At 62.9% G+C, this 16,264-nt stretch carries 15 protein-coding genes; 3 read left to right on the forward strand and 12 right to left on the reverse strand.

The window, feature by feature from the left end; genetic code table 11:
* Positions 1–9: 9 nt before the first annotated feature.
* Both ACFFP0_RS21775 and ACFFP0_RS21780 read right to left on the reverse strand, forming a co-directional pair.
* Positions 10–1,812: a bifunctional diguanylate cyclase/phosphodiesterase gene (locus ACFFP0_RS21775; protein ID WP_377264293.1), complete on the reverse strand. Its 1,803-nt coding sequence runs from the start codon at positions 1,810–1,812 to the stop codon at positions 10–12.
* A gap of 154 nt (positions 1,813–1,966) precedes the next feature.
* The gene (locus tag ACFFP0_RS21780; protein ID WP_377264294.1) at positions 1,967–2,515 is read right to left on the reverse strand and encodes an HdeD family acid-resistance protein; all 549 of its coding nucleotides are present in this window, start codon (positions 2,513–2,515) and stop codon (positions 1,967–1,969) included.
* A gap of 433 nt (positions 2,516–2,948) precedes the next feature.
* Here ACFFP0_RS21780 and betC point away from each other — a divergent pair, with 433 nt between their 5' ends.
* The 3 genes from betC to betA all read left to right on the forward strand — a co-directional run bounded on the left by betC (position 2,949) and on the right by betA (position 7,672).
* Positions 2,949–4,472 (forward strand): choline-sulfatase, encoded by a 1,524-nt coding sequence (betC, locus tag ACFFP0_RS21785; RefSeq protein ID WP_377264295.1) that lies wholly within the window; start codon positions 2,949–2,951, stop codon positions 4,470–4,472.
* Position 4,473: 1 nt separating this feature from the next.
* Positions 4,474–5,937 (forward strand): betaine-aldehyde dehydrogenase, encoded by a 1,464-nt coding sequence (gene betB, locus ACFFP0_RS21790; protein ID WP_377264296.1) that lies wholly within the window; start codon positions 4,474–4,476, stop codon positions 5,935–5,937.
* Between the two features lie 82 nt (positions 5,938–6,019).
* Positions 6,020–7,672 (forward strand): choline dehydrogenase, encoded by a 1,653-nt coding sequence (gene betA, locus ACFFP0_RS21795; protein ID WP_377264297.1) that lies wholly within the window; start codon positions 6,020–6,022, stop codon positions 7,670–7,672.
* On the opposite strand, the gene ACFFP0_RS21800 is transcribed toward betA, so the two are convergent.
* The 10 genes from ACFFP0_RS21800 to ACFFP0_RS21845 all read right to left on the reverse strand — a co-directional run bounded on the left by ACFFP0_RS21800 (position 7,673) and on the right by ACFFP0_RS21845 (position 16,095).
* Positions 7,673–7,972 (reverse strand): type II toxin-antitoxin system RelE/ParE family toxin, encoded by a 300-nt coding sequence (locus tag ACFFP0_RS21800; protein ID WP_377264298.1) that lies wholly within the window; start codon positions 7,970–7,972, stop codon positions 7,673–7,675. It abuts the gene before it with no gap.
* A complete protein-coding gene (locus ACFFP0_RS21805) occupies positions 7,969–8,241 on the reverse strand; it encodes a YlcI/YnfO family protein (protein WP_377264299.1) in 273 nt (90 codons plus the stop codon). Before ACFFP0_RS21805 ends, ACFFP0_RS21800 begins: the two co-directional genes overlap by 4 nt.
* Before the next feature lie 66 nt (positions 8,242–8,307).
* Positions 8,308–8,778: a DUF6644 family protein gene (locus tag ACFFP0_RS21810; protein WP_377264300.1), complete on the reverse strand. Its 471-nt coding sequence runs from the start codon at positions 8,776–8,778 to the stop codon at positions 8,308–8,310.
* Positions 8,779–8,796: 18 nt separating this feature from the next.
* Positions 8,797–9,180 (reverse strand): DUF6152 family protein, encoded by a 384-nt coding sequence (locus tag ACFFP0_RS21815; RefSeq protein ID WP_377264301.1) that lies wholly within the window; start codon positions 9,178–9,180, stop codon positions 8,797–8,799.
* 84 nt (positions 9,181–9,264) lie between these two features.
* Complete coding sequence (locus ACFFP0_RS21820; RefSeq protein ID WP_377264302.1) at positions 9,265–10,626, reverse strand: virulence factor family protein; 1,362 nt, start codon at positions 10,624–10,626, stop codon at positions 9,265–9,267.
* Positions 10,623–11,939, reverse strand: coding sequence for a phosphatidylglycerol lysyltransferase domain-containing protein (locus tag ACFFP0_RS21825; protein ID WP_377264303.1), 1,317 nt, complete (start codon positions 11,937–11,939; stop codon positions 10,623–10,625). The genes ACFFP0_RS21820 and ACFFP0_RS21825 overlap by 4 nt, the downstream gene beginning before the upstream one ends.
* Before the next feature lie 323 nt (positions 11,940–12,262).
* Entirely contained in the window at positions 12,263–13,300 is a 1,038-nt protein-coding gene (locus ACFFP0_RS21830; RefSeq protein WP_377264304.1) for a sulfate/molybdate ABC transporter ATP-binding protein, read from the reverse strand.
* A gap of 18 nt (positions 13,301–13,318) precedes the next feature.
* Positions 13,319–14,197, reverse strand: coding sequence for a sulfate ABC transporter permease subunit CysW (gene cysW / locus ACFFP0_RS21835; protein ID WP_377264305.1), 879 nt, complete (start codon positions 14,195–14,197; stop codon positions 13,319–13,321).
* Positions 14,190–15,047, reverse strand: a complete 858-nt coding sequence (cysT, locus tag ACFFP0_RS21840) for a sulfate ABC transporter permease subunit CysT (protein ID WP_377264306.1) — start codon at positions 15,045–15,047, stop codon at positions 14,190–14,192. The genes cysW and cysT overlap by 8 nt, the downstream gene beginning before the upstream one ends.
* A 13-nt stretch (positions 15,048–15,060) precedes the next feature.
* The gene (locus ACFFP0_RS21845; RefSeq protein ID WP_377264307.1) at positions 15,061–16,095 is read right to left on the reverse strand and encodes a sulfate ABC transporter substrate-binding protein; all 1,035 of its coding nucleotides are present in this window, start codon (positions 16,093–16,095) and stop codon (positions 15,061–15,063) included.
* Positions 16,096–16,264 lie beyond the last annotated feature (169 nt).

Genomic DNA, 16,264 nt, shown 5'->3' on the forward strand with positions numbered 1-16,264 from the left:
GCCGCTCGGTCATTTTGTCTCGCCGAAGGCTGCGAAAACCAGACCGCCTTCGCTTTCCTTGGCCTCGGCCTTGACGGCGGCGATCTCGCCTCCGACACGCCCGACGTCGTCGAGCAGCAGGCCCTGCGGCAATTCCAGCACGCCGATCGAGCAGCGCAGCAGCGGGAAATCCCGCTCGGCGCCGGAACGGTCATGACCGCGGATCTTTCCCGCCGCCCGCTCTTCCGGCGAATAAAGTTCGGCGACGTCGTCGTGGAAATCGGAAAGCAGGCGCTCGAGTATCTCGTTCAGCTCGTCGCGGGTCCAGTCGCGCACGCCGATGAAGAAGTCGTCGCCGCCCACATGGCCGAGGAAATCGCCGTCCGAGAAGAAATAACGCTTCATCAGCGCGGCGAAGAGCGAGATCGCATGGTCGCCCATCTGGAAGCCGTAGTGATCGTTGAACGGCTTGAAATTGTCGAAGTCGCAATAGCAGAAGAAGCGGGGCTCCTCGTCGTCACGGCCCGCCTCGTGCATGAAATCGCGGATGGCGCGGTTGCCCGGCAGGCCGGTCAGCGGGTTCTGGTCCTGGGCGATCTTCAGCTGCTTCTCGTTGATGACCTTGATGAGCGACGCGGCGGAAACCACGCCGGCGTAGCGCATGTTCTCGGTGAGGATCACGCAGGCGCTGTTGTCCATGTTGGCAAACAGGCTCATCAGTTCCTCGGCCTCCGCATCGAGGCCGATGATCGGCGCGCGGTCCACGAAATGCGAGATGGAGCGTTCGTAGACCTTGTTCTTCAACAGGTCGCGGCCGAAGGGCTGATAGATATATTCCTTGAGATGATATTCGTTGATGACGCCGCGCGGCTCGCCGTTGGCGTTCAGCACCGGAAAGAAAGCCTGGCGCGGGTTGCGGCGGAAAAGCTCGAAAACGCTGTCGATGCTTTCGTTCTCGTAGACGGTCGGCAGGTGCTCGATCTGCTTGCGGATCAGTATCTCGTCGAGCGACTGGCTGGAGCGACGGTGGCCGATATCGGCAAGATACGGGAAGGACGACTGCAGGTCCGAGACGAAGGTCGTGGGGCGGGCGATGAACCAGCCTTGCACGAGGTCGATGCCATATTCGCGGCAGGCGAGGAACTCGGCTTCCGTTTCGATGCCTTCGGCGATCACGCGGATGCCGAGCACATGGGCGATGTTGACGATGTTCTTGACGAGGTGGCGCTTGCGCGGGCTCCGGTCGAGGCCGGCGATGAAATGACGGTCGATCTTGAGATAGTCGACCGGATAATCGCAGAGCAGCTTCATCTCGCCATGGCCGACGCCGAAATCGTCGATCGCGAGCTTGAAACCTTCCTTGCGCATCCATGTCACCAGATCGGCGAATTCGGGCACGCTGGTATTGTCGAAGCGCTCGGAGAACTCGAAGCAGACGGAGGACGGCGCGATATTCGCCTTGCGCAGGTTCAGCAGCACCTTTTCGAGGAAATACCGGCCGTTGCCGATGAGGCGCACATCGAGATTGAGGAAAAGGGTGGTCGAGGAAAAGTCCGGCAGGCTTGCGAATTTCGCGAGCGCGCGGCTCGCCATCATCTGTTCGAGGGCTAGCAGCTGGCCGGTTTCCTGAGCCTGGTCGAGCAGTTCGAGCGGAGAGGAGAAACCTATCCGCTCCTGGCCGCGCAGAAGCGATTCATACCCGAAAACGGAACCGGTCCCGACTTCGACGATCGGCTGGAAGGCGTTTTCGAGAACCAGCTTGGCGAGCGTGACGAGCTGGTCGCTCGCATATCGCCGGAAGACGCCCGGTTCCATGATGGCCGCAGACGACATGACTCAATACTCCACTGCGCAATGGCCTAAAACGGACATCAGGCTCCCAGCAATTCCTCAAGAATCGGTTTCCCGCGCAGTGAAGACTCCATGAAAGTTTCATGACAATGGTGTAGCGTAAAAATCTCCGCAACTTATCATGTAGATCAGAGGCTTATCCGCGAGCCGCGAGCGCCAGCGCGATCAGGGTCCAGCCCTGGATCATCAGGTCGGCCGCCAGGAAAAGCCCGAGTATCCACAGACTGTTGACCGGCCAGCCGGCGGCAATGATCAACCCCGCCAGAACGGTGACGACGCCGCCGGCGATGATCCAGCCGGAGCCCTTCATCGGCCGCATCCTGAAGCCGACCCAGAGGCGGAAAATGCCCGCGACCATCAGCGCAACCGCCATCAGGAAGGTCAGGACGACCGCCGTCAGCGCCGGATTCCAGAAGGCGAGCAGTCCGGCGATCGTGTAGAGGATGCCGCTCAGCGACCAGAAAAGGACCTGGTCCCATCCCTTCACCTGGAAGGCATGGACGAGATAGGCCACGCCGCCGATCAGCATCATCATGCCGATATAGAAAATCGAGGCGGCGGTGGCCACGAAGAGATTGGCGAATGCGACGATGCCGAAAACGAGAAGGAGAATGCCGAGGGCAAGAAACCAGCCCCATTTGTCGCGCACCGTGGAAACCGACGGCGTATCCAGTCCGAATGTCATGACCAACCCCTTTTTCTCTCAAAGCCTTACCCGACGCTATAGAAGAAGATGTGGAGCAGGCTTGATCGAGGTCAACAACCCCGTCAGGCGGCGCGATTGATCGGGCGGGCCCGCCCGATCCGTTCACATGCTTGCGCGGCACGCCCATGGCATCGGCCGGTGCGCCCTGGGTCAGCCCATGGGCTGCATGAATTCCTCGACAAGGATTTCCCCGGCCGTCCCGGGCTTGCGCCCGGCTACCAGCATGCTGCACCTCATCTGTAGCCGTGGTCATCGAGATAGATGACCATTTACTCATCCCTGGTTCCATCACAATCAACCGGTCGTTCTGCGTTTTTAAGACAGCCATGTTCGCAATCGTTTCTTGATTTGCGGGCGGGATCAAAAATAACTCACGTTAGAGTTCAACCGTCCGCCGGGAGCCGATTCCGCCATGACCAAGCCGAATATCCTCATCGTCATGGTCGACCAGTTGAACGGCACGCTGTTTCCCGACGGGCCGGCGGACTGGCTGCATGCGCCGCATCTGAAGGCGCTCGCCGCCCGTTCGGCGCGGTTCGCCAACAACTACACGTCCTCGCCGCTCTGCGCGCCCGCCCGCGCCTCGTTCATGGCCGGGCAATTGCCGAGCCGCACGCGCGTCTATGACAATGCGGCGGAATACGTCTCGTCGATCCCGACCTATGCGCACCATCTGCGCCGCGCCGGCTATTACACCGCGCTTTCCGGCAAGATGCATTTCGTCGGACCGGACCAGTTGCACGGTTTCGAGGAGCGGCTGACCACGGACATCTATCCCGCCGATTTCGGCTGGACGCCGGATTACCGCAAGCCGGGGACACGGATCGACTGGTGGTACCACAATCTCGGCTCCGTGACCGGCGCGGGCGTGGCCGAGATCACCAACCAGATGGAATACGACGACGAGGTCGCGTTCCTTGCCAACCAGAAGCTCTACCAGCTTTCACGCGAGCGCGACGATGCCGACCGGCGGCCCTGGTGCCTCACCGTCTCCTTCACCCATCCGCACGACCCCTATGTGGCGCGGAGAAAATTCTGGGATCTCTACGAGGATTGCCCGCACCTCCTGCCGGAAGTCGGAGCAATCCCGCTCGGGGAACAGGACCCGCACTCGCAGCGGATCGTCCTCTCCTGCGACTACCGGAATTTCGACGTGAAGGACGAGCATGTGCGCCGCGCGCGGCAGGGCTACTTCGCCAATATTTCCTATATCGACGAGAAGGTCGGCGAGTTGATCGACACGCTGACGCGAACGCGAATGCTCTCCGACACGCTGATCCTGTTCTGCTCCGACCACGGCGACATGCTGGGCGAGCGGGGGCTGTGGTTCAAGATGAACTTCTTCGAGGGTTCGGCTCGCGTGCCGCTGATGATCGCCGGTCCCGGCGTCACCCCTGCCCTTTACACGGCGCCTGTCTCCAACCTCGACGTCACGCCGACGCTCTGCGAGCTTGCCGGCATTTCGATGGACGAGATCAAGCCCTGGGCGGACGGGGAAAGCCTGAAGCCGACGATGGACGGTGCGCCACGCACGAGCCCGGTGCTGATGGAATATGCGGCGGAGGCTTCCTATGCTCCGCTGGTCGGCATCCGCGAGGGCAAATGGAAATATATCCATTGCGAGCTGGACCCCGAGCAGCTCTTCGATCTCGACGCCGATCCGAGGGAGCTCAGGAACCTTGCCGGCGACCCGGCTCATGCCGATATCCTCGAAGGTTTTCGCGCCAGGCGGAAAGCCAGGTGGGACATGGCGGCCTTCGACGCGGCGGTGCGCGAAAGCCAGGCGCGCCGCTGGGTTGTCTACGAGGCATTGCGCAACGGCGCTTATTACCCTTGGGATCACCAGCCTCTGCAGAAGGCGTCCGAGCGCTACATGCGCAACCATATGAACCTTGATACCCTTGAAGAATCAAAGCGTTATCCGCGCGGAGAGTAAAATGAAAGCCCAACCTGCCGCCAGCCATTTCATCGACGGCGAATATGTCGAGGATACGGATGGCGCCGTCATCGAGAGCCTTTATCCGGCGACCGGCGAGGTGATCGCCCGCCTTCATGCGGCAACGCCCGCCATTGTCGAAAAGGCCATCGCGGCGGCCAAACGCGCCCAGCCGGAATGGGCGGCGATGAGCCCGACGGCGCGCGGGCGCATATTGAAACGCGCCGCCGAGATCATGCGCGAGAGGAACCGCGCACTTTCAGAACTCGAAACGCTCGATACCGGCAAGCCGATCCAGGAGACGACCGTCGCCGATCCGACCTCGGGCGCGGACAGTTTCGAATTCTTCGGCGGCGTGATCGCGGCTGGCCTCAACGGCGACCATATCCCGCTCGGACGCGATTTCGCCTATACGAAGCGGGTGCCGCTCGGCGTCTGCGTCGGCATCGGCGCGTGGAACTATCCGCAGCAGATCGCCTGCTGGAAGGGCGCCCCGGCGCTCGCGGCCGGCAATGCCATGGTGTTCAAGCCTTCCGAGAACACACCACTCGGGGCCTTGAAGATCGCCGAGATCCTGCACGAAGCCGGCTTGCCCAAGGGGCTCTACAACGTCATCCAGGGCGACCGGACGACCGGCCCGCTGCTCGTCAACCATCCGGATGTCGCCAAGGTGTCGCTCACCGGCTCAGTGCCGACCGGGCGCAAGGTGGCGGCCGCCGCTGCGGGCGGTCTCAAGCATGTGACGATGGAGCTCGGCGGCAAGTCGCCGCTGATCGTGTTCGACGATGCCGATCTCGACAGCGCCATCGGCGGGGCGATGCTCGGCAATTTCTATTCGACCGGCCAGGTCTGCTCCAACGGCACGCGCGTCTTCGTGAGCCGCAAGGTGAGGGACGAATTCCTCTCGCGCCTCAAGACGCGGACGGAGAAGATCATCATCGGCGATCCGCTGGACGAGGCGACGCAACTCGGCCCGATGGTCTCCTTCGACCAGCGGCAGAAGGTTCTCTCCTATATCGACAAAGGCAAGGCGGAGGGTGCAACGCTGATCACCGGCGGCGGCATTCCGAACCATGTCACGGGTGAAGGCTATTACATCCAGCCGACCGTGTTCGCCGACGTGACCGACGGCATGACCATCGCCCGGGAGGAAATCTTCGGGCCGGTCATGTGCGTGCTCGACTTCGACGACGAGGACGAGGTGGTCGACCGCGCCAACGCGACCGAATTCGGCCTGTCGGCCGGCGTCTTCACCGCCGACCTGACGCGCGGTCACCGGGTGGCGGACCAGTTGCAGGCCGGCACGCTGTGGATCAACAGCTACAACCTCTGCCCGGTGGAAATCCCCTTCGGCGGTTCGAAACAATCCGGCTTCGGGCGGGAGAATTCGCTGGCCGCGCTGGAACATTATTCCGAGCTGAAGACGGTCTATGTGGGCATGGGACCGGTCGAGGCGCCGTATTGATGATCACATCCGCTGCCGAGCAAGTCCGCCCCCCCCCCTCTGGCACGGCACGACTTCAAGAAACCGTCTGGAGAACGCTAACATGCTTCAGGCAGATTTCGTCATCATCGGCTCCGGTTCCGCAGGCTCGGCGATCGCCTATCGGCTGTCGGAGGACGGAAAGCATTCGGTGATCGTGATCGAGGCGGGCGGGTCGGATTTCGGGCCGTTCATCCAGATGCCGGCGGCGCTCGCCTGGCCGATGAGCATGAAGCGCTACAACTGGGGTTATCTTTCCGAGCCCGAGCCGAACCTCAACAACCGCCGCATCACCGCGCCGCGTGGAAAAGTCATCGGCGGATCGTCGTCGATCAACGGGCTCGTCTACGTGCGGGGACACGCGGAAGACTACAATCGCTGGGAAGAGCTCGGCGCGACCGGCTGGTCTCACGCGGATGTGCTGCCTTATTTCAAGCGCATGGAGCATAGCCATGGCGGCGAGGAAGGCTGGCGGGGCACGGACGGGCCGCTGCATGTGCAGCGCGGGCCGGTGAGGAACCCGCTGTTCCATGCCTTCATCCAGGCAGGCAGCCAAGCCGGCTTCGAGATGACGGAGGATTACAACGGCTCGAAACAGGAAGGTTTCGGGCTGATGGAGCAGACCATCTACAAGGGGCGGCGGTGGTCGGCGGCGAATGCCTATCTCAGGCCGGCGCTGAGACGGCCGAATGTCGAACTGGTCCATGGTTTCGCCAACAGGATCGTGATCGAGAACGGCCGGGCCGTCGGCGTCGAGATCGAGCGGCGCGGGGTGACGGAAGTGGTCCGCGCCAGTCGCGAGGTCGTCGTCTCGGCCTCCTCCTTCAACTCGCCGAAACTGCTGATGCTTTCGGGGATTGGGCCGGCCGGCCATCTCAAGTCCATGGGGATAGAGGTGAAGGCGGACCGGCCGGGTGTCGGCGCGAACCTGCAGGACCATATGGAATTCTATTTCCAGCAGGTCTCGTTGAAGCCCGTGTCGCTCTATTCCTGGCTGCCCTGGTTCTGGCAGGGTGTCGCGGGCGCCCAATGGCTGCTCTCCAAGGGCGGGCTCGGCGCCTCCAACCAGTTCGAGGCCTGCGCCTTCCTGCGCTCCGCACCGGGGCTGAAGCAGCCGGACATCCAGTATCACTTCCTGCCGGTGGCGATCTCCTATGACGGGCGGGCGGCGGCCAGGAGCCACGGTTTCCAGGTGCATGTCGGCTACAACCTGTCGAAATCGCGCGGGAGCGTCACGCTGCGCTCTCCCGACCCCGGGGCCGATCCGGTGCTGCGCTTCAACTATATGAGCCATCCGGAAGACTGGGAGAAATTCCGCCATTGCGTTCGGCTGACCCGCGAGATCTTCGGCCAGAAGGCTTTCAACGATTATCGCGGGCCGGAAATCCAGCCGGGCGACAAGGTGCGGACGGACGACGAAATCGATGCCTTCCTGCGCGAGCATCTGGAAAGCGCCTACCATCCCTGCGGCACCTGCCGCATGGGGCGCGCCGACGACCCGCTCGCGGTGGTCGACCCGGAATGCCGGGTGATCGGCGTCGAAGGCCTGAGAGTGGCGGACAGTTCGATCTTTCCGCATGTGACCTATGGCAATCTCAACGGTCCGTCGATCATGACCGGCGAGAAGGCAGCGGACCATATCCTCGGCAAAACGCCGCTGCCCCGCAGCAATCAGCAGCCCTGGATCAATCCGCGGGCGGCGGTGAGCGATCGATAGTCAGTGGTAGTCGTCTTCTCGCTGATGGCGGACGGCGATGATGTTTACAGTCGTCGCATCCTCGATCTCGAAGAGCGCTATATAACCGGCAGAACCGAAGGGAATGACGAGTTCCCGCAGGAACGGATTGTCTCCAGGCGCCTTCCTCGCCGCAAAAGGAAACTCCTTGAGCGACTCCATCGCTCGGACAATGACTTCGATGGCTTTTTCAGCGGCCTGAAAATCCCTATCAAGGAGAAACGCATAGAGACGTTTGATATCCGCACGGGCTTCGGATGTGTAGCGAAGCCTGTAACTCATTTGCCGAGTTCTACGCGCTTTGCTTCGAGCATGGCTTTAAGCTCGTCATGCACGTCATCCGCGTCATGATAAATTCCCGTGCGCTTTGCCTCGGCCAGCGAAGCCAGTCCACGCGCAATAAACTCGGCCTGCGTTTTCCGGTAGCTGATCTGTCGCCGCAAGGAATCCTCCAGGAAAGCAGACAGGGTCTCACCTTCCTTCAGCACGCTTTCGGCAGCGGCACGCAATTCTGGATCGACGCGGAGGGAGGGAATGGTCGCCGTTTTCATAACATAGCTCCATGCATTGCAATTGCGATGCAATATGCATGAAATGCGTGTTTTCATCAAGAAAGATTACAGGAACCCGATCCATCGGCCGGCGATCACGGCGGCGATCCAGACGATGATGGAAAACATCGCCGAGATGCGCAAGGCGGTGGCCGGGTTTCCGCCGGCCAGCACCACCCGCCATCCCCTGCCGAAATGGACGACCGCCACGTTGATCAGGCCCAGCGCGACAAGGCCGAGTTTTGCGAGAAAAGCCGGGTTGCGCGCATATTCCGTGGGGCGGACGGTGAAGAGGCAGAAGCCGGTGACGATCGCCAGGACGACGCCCGCGCCCGCCAAGCGCGAGAGATAGGGCGCGATGGGCGGCAGGGGCACGGCGGGGGCGAAGCCCAGCAGTCGCAGGTCCAGCGCCAGGATCGCACCGAAGAGCATGCCGGTGCCGAGGATATGCGCGGCATTGACCAGGAGATACAGCGTCGCCGACGTGATGAGCGCTCGCGCAAGCGGCGTTTCGGCGAGCGGGGCGAGAAGTTCCATTTCACGCCTGTTCCCGGCTCAGTTCGTCCGGATACGTTCCGGGTAGATATCGAAGGTCTTGCCGGCGACGACGATCCTGACGGCCTTCATGCGTTTCTCGCTGCGGTCCTCGGAGCGGTTGCCGGTGGCGACGATCTCGTCGCCGACGCTCGCCTGCCCCTCCACGAAACCGGAGCGCTGCGTCTGGTTCGGGTTGCCGAGTTCGACGCGCCAGACGCCGTCTTCGGCGCGGACTTCCAGCGTCGGATGCGGCGGCGCGAAGGAGATGGAGTGAATGGTGCCCCTGAGGTCGATCTGGTCGGCTTCGGCCCAGGACCAGCCGTGATGGGCGGCGGCGGAGCCGGCAAGCATCGCGGCAAGTGCTGTTCCTGCAAGGATGCGCGTGATCGAAAGGCGGTGCATGGCGGCTCTCCTCTGTTTCCGGGCCATGCGCGGAAGATGTGGAGACTGCGACCGATGACCAGAGGTCTCACCGTTTCTTGAAGATCAGTTCACCGCCATCAATGCCGCCGCCCGGTCGACGATCAGTCGGTTCAGGGCGCGATAGTCACCGTCGAAATGGTGGCCGCCCTCGCGCGGCAGGACCTGCGCGCCGGCTATGCCCTGCACGTCGGGGCACGCGCTGTCCTCCTCCTTCAGGCCGTAGATGCACTGGATCTTGAACGGCTCGATCTCCCTCAGATCGTCGACGGGATCGCCATATCTGCCCGCCCCGGCAAAACCGAGCCAACCCGAGACGTCGATCTCGAAATCCGCCTGGTTCGACAGGGCAAGCAGGGAGACGAGCGAAACAGCCTGCTTGTCGGCATCGGGCAGGGCCCGATAGGTCGCCGGCAGAATATTGGCGCCGAAGGAATAGCCGATCAGCAGCACGTTATCGACCTTCCAGCGCTTGCGATAGGTCGAGATGATGCGGGAAAGGTCGGCCGCGGTTTCCTCCGGCGTCTTCCCGCTCCAGAAATAACGCAACGCATCGACCCCGATAACGGGAATCCCCTCCTCCTTGAGATAGGCGCCGAGCTGCTGGTCGATATCGCGCCAGCCGCCGTCGCCGGAATAGACGATCGCCATCGCGTCGTGCTTCGGCTCCACCTCGATCGGCACGAGCGGGAGATTGAGCGGCGATGCGGAACGGGCGATACGCCGGACGATGGCCGACGCGTTGCGCAGCAGGGCCGCATCGGCGGTTTCCGTCGACTCGTTGAGTTCGACGGCCGGATGGGTTTCCTGCAGGCCTCTTGCGTGGACGCGGCCGGCGGCATCGGCCGTCGGGCTGAAGATCACCCGGACCGGATTGGGGAGCTCGCCTTCCGTCAGGCCGTATATGGTGCCGTCGGACACGGGCACCTTGGGAGCCGGGGTGCAGAGCACGGTCGAAAGGGGGATCGCGCTTTCCGGATCGATCGCCAGCGTTTCGGCAATGGTGGAGTCGGGCGTCTGCGCGGCGATTGCGAGCGCCAGCGTTCCGCCGTCGCCGATCCCGGCCACCACGGGCGGGTGATAGGCGGCGATATCCGCCGAGCGGTGAAGCTGGCGGCTCAGGTCCTCTATGTCGGAGACGAGGTAGAGGCAGTCATCCCGCTCCGCCTCGAGCGCCGCATAATATTCCGGCAGGTCGACGCCAACGACCAGCGCTCCGTCCCTGGCCAGTGCGAGCGAGGCCCGTTCCTCCTTCTGCGACCAGCCCTCGCCATCGGAGAGCAGGACGACGACGCCATCCGCCTTGCCCTCCGGATAGGAAATACGCGTCGTCGGAAGGCTTCTGGTCCTGAGAGCCGGATCGGAAACGAGATTGACGACTGCCACGGCGAGCGTGATGCCCGCCATGATGATCGGCAGAAGTTTCATCGGCGCAGAAGCCCCTTCAGCCCGCCGCCGATCAGCATTGTGATGTCCAGCATGGAAACGATCGGCATGCCGCCACCGGCAACGGCGAGATAACGCGGATGCCATTCCGGATCGAACTTGGACTTGAAGGCCAGCACGCCCTGGAAATTGTAGAAGCGCTCGCCATTCCGGAAAATGTGCCCGCCCACATGGTTCCAGAGCGGCGCCCTGCTGTGGGTCGAGAGGCCGGCAAGCGGCGCCATGCCGAGATTGAGGGTCCGGAACCCTTCGGTCTTCATGTGCTCCATGATGCGCACGAACAGCAGGTCCATCATGCCGCGATGGATATCGGGAACATGCCGCATCAGGTCGATGAAGGCGTCGCCGCTGGAAGCGGTCGACAGAATGTTGGCGAAGGCGACGATGCGGCCTTCGAGGCGGATCACCGCCACCGGCCCGGCCGCCACATATCGCGGCTGGAACGTGCCCAGCGAGAAACCCTTTTCCGCCGCGTTCTGCCCGGCGAGCCAGGCGCGGGAAACGGAGAGCAGCTCATCGAGAACCGCCGGGACATCCTCCGCCTTGAGCATCGAGAATTCCAGCCCGTCGCGGGCGGCGCGGTTGATGGACCGGCGCAGCTTCAGCCACGCGCCGCCCTTCAGATCGAATTTCGTGAGGTCGACCACCGCCTGTTCGCCGAGCTTGTAGGGCTTGAGCCCCGCCTCGACCGTCAAGGGCAGGAAATCCTGGGAGACCTGATAAAAGACGGCGCGACAGCCCGCCTTGCGGGCCGCCTCCATGAATTTCAGCACGAGACCCGGCCAGACCTTGCGATCGCCGACAGGGTCGAACAGAGCCACCCAGGACCGCCCCTGCTGGGCATACATGATGAAAGCGCTGCCGCAATCGGAGAAGATGATCTTCTTGTCGCCCAGGCGGACGAGGCCTGCGCTGGCATTCGGCTGCGTGGAGAGGATGTCGACCGCGCGGCTCATCTCCTCGCCAGACGGCGGCTTGCGGCACCGGGCCGGACGCCTGAGGCGGTTGGTCGCGAACGTGCCGATCAGCAGCGTCAGCGCAAGACCGGTCGGCGCATGCATCTCGTTGTTCGACAGGAGCAGGCGCCAGCCGAAGCCGGCAAGGCTCTCCTCGAAGAAGAGGTTCGTGACGAGCGCGATCGCGAAGAGGACAAAGCCGACGAACAGCAGAACGCCGGCATCGGGAACAAGCCGGTCGACCAGCACTTTTCCAAGAGAGACGGCAAGACCCGATCGTCCTGCCGGCAAGCCGACGACCGGCTCTGAGGTTTCGTCTAGATGGGCAATATCTGCCATAGGCTACCCGTCGCAAATGGTCGCTGCGCGCTTGTCTTGGTTCAATGCATTGGGAAAAGCTCGTGTCCGAGAATTCTCTAGCCGTTCTCCTTGACAGAAAAATTGACGCATATCAATTTTTCAAAACTTTTCGTGATCGCGGCAAAAAAGCAACGAGTAGAAACCCCTGGAGTGCCGTGCGCCCGAACGGACGCACGGCACTCCAGCTTATTGAATCCACGCATCGTGCTTTCCGAAAATCGATGTCGATTTTCGGGCCGATGCTGTAGGAAGAGCTCGCGTTCCTGTCCATCGGCGGACGGGCAGGAGCGCTCGACTTCAAGCTACTTGCGAAATACCTTCCAGCGCGTCGGGCGGAAGCGCGCCTCGCTGCCGAGCTCGACCGGCGCATGCAGCGGCACCTCGATCTCGACATGGTAGGGCGCATGCCCCTCGTTGGCGATGTCGATCTCGGCGATGCGCGTGCCGGCAAGCCGCCGGCAGGCCGTGACCTTGCCGAACAGCGCTTCCTGCTCGTCGCTGAGCGACACGTCCTCGGGCCGGAAGAAGAGGTCGCCCACCCCATCCCCCGGCTCGGAAATGCCGATCGGGTGCCCCTGGAAAAGCAGCGCGCCGTCCTTAACCTCGACCGGAAGCTGGGAGGATTCCCCGATGAAGGAGAACACGAAGGGGGAACCCGGACGATCGTAGACATCGTCCGCCGAACCGACCTGCTCTATTCTGCCCTGGCTCATGACGACCACACGGTCGGCAAGCTCCAGAGCCTCTTCCTGGTCATGGGTCACGAAGACGGTCGTGTGCCCGGTGCGGTCGTGGAACTCACGCAGCCAGCGGCGCAATTCCTTGCGGACCTTGGCGTCGAGCGCCCCGAACGGCTCGTCGAGCAGCAGGATGCGCGGCTCGATCGCCATGGCGCGCGCCAGCGCCACGCGCTGGCGCTGGCCGCCGGAAAGCTGGTTCGGATAGCGCTTTTCGAGACCGGAAAGATGGACCATGTCCAGCAGTTCCGAGACGCGGCGGCGGATCTCCTCCTTCGCGGGGCGGGTCCCGGAAGGGCGCACCTTGAGGCCGAAGCCGATATTGTCGGCGACCGTCATATGTCGGAAGAGCGCATAGTGCTGGAACACGAAACCGACATTGCGCTCCTGCACCGTGCGGTGCGAGGCATCCTCCTCGCCGAAGAAGATCTTGCCCGCGGTGGGATAGTCCAGGCCGGCGATGAGGCGGAGCAGCGTCGTCTTGCCCGATCCCGAAGGGCCAAGCAGGGCGATCAGCTCACCGGAAGCGATCTTCAGCGATACGTCGTTGAGCGCCGGGAAGCGGTCGAATTCCTTGCGGATATTATTGATGGTGACTTCCATCGAAACGAAACCTTTATCTCAATGCCTGCCGCCGGCAGCGCCGGCACCGAACCGAAGTTCGAGGAACGTCTTCAGCGCAAGGGTGACAAGCGCCAGGAATGCGAGCAGCGAAGCCACCGCGAAGGCCGCGACCATGTTGTACTCATTATAGAGTATCTCGACATGCAGCGGCATGGTGTTGGTCAGCCCGCGAATGCGGCCGGACACGACCGAGACGGCGCCGAACTCGCCCATGGCGCGGGCGTTGCAGAGCAGCACCCCGTAAAGCAGCCCCCACTTGATGTTCGGGAGCGTGACGTACCAGAAGGTCTGCCAGCCCGACGCGCCGAGGGAAAGCGCCGCCTCCTCGTCGCCGGTGCCCTGGTCCTCCATCAGCGGGATCAGTTCGCGCGCGACGAAGGGAAACGTGACGAACACGGTGGCGAGGACGATGCCCGGCACGGCGAAGAGAATCTCGATGCCCCAGCTTTTCAGCAGCGGACCAAGCAGGCTGTTGGAACCGAACAGAAGCACATACACCAGGCCGGAAATGACCGGCGAGATGGAGAACGGCAGATCGATCAGGGTGATCAGGAACGCCTTTCCCTTGAACTCGAACTTCGCGATCGCCCAGGAGGCGCAAAGCCCGAATATCAGGTTGAGCGGCACCGCGATCCCCGCGACCAGCAGCGTCAGGCGGATGGCCGCCGCGGCATCCGGCTCGATCAGCGCCTCGTAATAGGCTCCCCATCCCTGGCGGAGGGCTTCCACGAAGACGGAAATCAGCGGCAGCAGCAGGAAGAATGTCAGGAAGACGAGCGCCAGCAGGATCAGGACGACCTTTGCCAGCGGCCGCTCGTCGGCGGGGTCGCGAAAGCGGGACGGCCCGGCGGGCGTGGAGCGGACATTCTCAGGCATTGCCGTATCTCCTGCGGCTCCAGGCCTGGATGAGGTTGATGACGAGCAGCATCGCGAAGGCGATGAGCAGCATGATCGTGGCGATCGCCGTCGCGCCCGCATAATTGAACTCTTCCAGGCGGATGACGATCAGGAGCGGCGCGATCTCCGAGACATAGGGGATGTTGCCGGCGATGAAGATGACCGAGCCGTATTCGCCGACGGCACGCGCGAAGGCCAGGGCGAAACCGGTCAGGATCGCCGGGAAAAGGCCGGGAAGGATGACCCGGGAGACCGTCTGGAACCGGCTTGCGCCGAGCGTGGCGGCGGCCTCCTCCACCTCCCGGTCGATCTCCTCCATGACCGGCTGCACCGTGCGCACGACAAAGGGCAGGCCGATGAAGATGAGGGCGATCACGATGCCGAGCGGCGTGAACGCGATGCGGAAGGGCATGAAGAACGAGCCGATCCAGCCCTGCGGAGCGTAAAGCGCGGCAAGCGCGATGCCGGCGACCGCCGTCGGCAGGGCGAACGGCAGGTCCACCATGGCATCCAGCAGACGGCGGCCGACGAAATCGTAGCGCGTCAGGACCCATGCGAGGATCGTGCCGAAGACGACATTGACCAGCGCCGCGATGAAGGCCGTCCCGAAAGACACGTAGAGCGCCCGGAGCGTGCGCTCATCCAGCAGGACGCTGAAAAACCCGCTCCAGCCGAGCCCGGCGCTGCGCCAGAACAGGCCCGCGATGGGCACAAGGATAATGAGTGAAAGGTAGGCGAGCGAAAAGCCGAGCGTCAACCCGAAACCCGGGATGATGCTCGGCTGTTTCAGTCGCCACTTGGCCGATGAGGCCGTGGCGGTATGGGTCATACGGGCGTCCGAACTACTTAGCGGGCTTGTAGATCTGGTCGAAAATGCCGCCGTCACCGAAATGTTCCGGCTGCGCTTTCCTCCAGCCACCGAAAATCGGATCGTCGATGGTGACGAGCTTGATATCCGGCAGGGCCTTCAGGAGTTCAGGCTTTACCACATCGCGCTTCGAGGGACGATAGAAGTGTTTCGCGGCGATGTTCTGACCTTCGTCGGAGTAGAGATACTGCAGATAGGCTTCGGCCACCTTGCGGGTGCCCTTGGCGTCGACATTGGCGTCAACGACCGTAACCGGCGGCTCGGCGAGGATCGAGATCGGCGGCACGACGATCTCGAAGGCATCCTTGCCGAATTCCTCGCCGGCGAGATAGGCCTCGTTTTCCCAGGCGAGCAGGACGTCGCCGATCTGGCGCTGGGCGAAGGTCACCGTCGAGCCGCGGGCGCCCGTGTCGAGGACCGGGGCACGCTTGTAGAGATCGCCGATATAGGCCTTGATCTTCGCCTGATCGCCCTTGAACTCCTCGTTCGCCCAGGCCCAGGCCGCGAGATAGTTCCAGCGGGCGCCGCCGGAGGTCTTCGGGTTCGGCGTGACGATCGACACGTCGCCCTTCACCAGGTCGCCCCAGTTGTGGATGTTCTTCGGATTGCCCTTGCGGACGAGGAAGACGATCGTCGACGTGTAGGGCGAGGAGTTGTTCGGCAGGCGCGCGCGCCAGCCGGCCTTGATCTTGCCGGTCTTCTCGATGGCGTTGATGTCGCTTTCCAGCGCCAGCGTCACCACGTCCGCCTCAAGGCCATCGATGACCGAGCGCGCCTGGGCGCCGGAACCGCCATGCGACTGGCGGATGGTGACGTCCTCACCGCTTTCGGCCTTCCAGTGCTTCGCGAAAGCGGCGTTGAAATCCTTGTAGAGCTCGCGGGTCGGATCATAGGAGACGTTGAGGAGCTGCGTTTCGGCGAATGCCGGCGCAACGGTCCCGACAGTCAGCGAAAGACCGAGGACGACGGCGCCCAATCCCTTGGCCAACCCCTGGGAGAAATTATACATAGGTTTCCCTCCTGTGTTTTCGTCCGAAACTCTATCGGCTGGGTCGTCTTAGTCAATCGACGGCCAAAAGAAGGCAAAACTGTTTCCCTTCGCGCGCGCCCCCGGCAAAGAACGCGTCAACCTTGGGGGCGACGACAGAACGCATACATCGGGAAAACGCCGATCGGCA

The sequence above is a fragment of the Neorhizobium puerariae genome, assembly GCF_042429745.1.
Taxonomy (GTDB): domain Bacteria; phylum Pseudomonadota; class Alphaproteobacteria; order Rhizobiales; family Rhizobiaceae; genus Neorhizobium; species Neorhizobium puerariae.